The sequence below is a fragment of the Paraburkholderia elongata genome, assembly GCF_013177735.1.
GTDB lineage: Bacteria > Pseudomonadota > Gammaproteobacteria > Burkholderiales > Burkholderiaceae > Paraburkholderia > Paraburkholderia elongata.
On record NZ_WOEZ01000207.1, the window covers coordinates 1 to 1,270 of the forward strand.

The 1,270-nt window shown below is 58.8% G+C and carries 1 protein-coding gene; it reads right to left on the reverse strand.

Annotation, left to right across the window (positions count from 1 at the left end; genetic code table 11):
* Positions 1 to 420: 420 nt before the first annotated feature.
* Positions 421 to 1,270, reverse strand: an 850-nt coding sequence (locus GNZ13_RS36775) for an IS110 family RNA-guided transposase (RefSeq protein WP_172173983.1), incomplete at its 5' end; no start/stop codon positions are given.

Genomic DNA, 1,270 nt, shown 5'->3' on the forward strand with positions numbered 1-1,270 from the left:
GTGTCACCCATTGAAAGGCCGGAGTAAAGGGGTATATCTCTCTCCTCAAGGGTCAGGCCTTGCATTGTTGTATTCCTTTTGGTCATCCTGGTGATGCGAAGCTTGATGACGCGTCCGGTTTCTCGTCTGTGCGGTTGGGGAACTGATCCGCACCAGTCACCCATCGGGATCAAGGCAAGCGTCGTTGAGCTGGCGTTTGCCCCTGGCTCATATCGAGCTCCAGAAAACCGTCGGTACCAGGCCAATGTCCAGGAGTACATGACAATTCCAGGGTTACCCATGTGCGGGCACCAGACTGTTATCGGCTCATGGTCTGGGCGTCTCAGGGTTCGCTGCATCGGGATGGCCGGGGGCTGCGCCCAATCAATCCACTGGGTTCAAACCAACACAATTACCGGGCTCGCGGCCCCCCCGCCAAACTTAGCTAAAGCATCGTTTAACCTCGAAGGGTTTGCCATCACGCATCATGTAATAGGCCGCGCGCGCCAGCTTGTGCGCAAGTGCCTTCATCGCGACGACCGGCAGCCGCTTTGCCTTCTTTCGTTCATAAAACAGTCTAGCCTGTGGGCAGCAGCGTAGCGCCACTGCGGCGGCTTCAATGAACGCCCAGGCGAGATACTTGTTGCCGTTCTTCGCATTGCCTTCGCCCTTTTTCTTCCCGTTGGAGATCCGCTTGCTCTCGACGCACCGGCAGTAAGAGCTAAAGTGACCGACGCCCGGAAATCGGTTGATCGTCCCTGTCTCGAGCATGATCGTTGCGGCAAGCACATCGCCGATTCCGGGAGTGGTCTTCAGGATCTGGAACTCCGCGCGCAATTTCACTTCCTGATGGAGGATGGTTTCGAGGCAAGCAATCTCCACACGCAGCGTGCGCAGCACCGCCAGGTTCGCCATTAACGAGCGCTCGACATGCGGGGGCAGCGCAAGTGCGTGTACCGCCGCGTCGTCGAGACGTTGGACATGGTCGCCGTTCATGCGCAGGTTGAGCTGCCTAGCCAGCAGGCTTTCGATACTCAGGATGTGCAGGGTGCGTTGCTGTACAAGCTGCATGCGCTTGCGCGCGAGGTCACGCAACCCGCGCTCCTGCGGCGGATAGATGTAGCCTTCAGGTAGCAGTCCGAGCCGGAAGATGTGAGCGAGGAAGACGGCGTCGCGCTCGTCGCCGGCATACTTCAGGCCCTCGTACTGCTTGATAGCCGCCGTGTTGGCCAGATGGACGGAAAAGCCGGCGGTCATCAGTCCGTCGACGAGCCAGTACCAGTTGAACGTC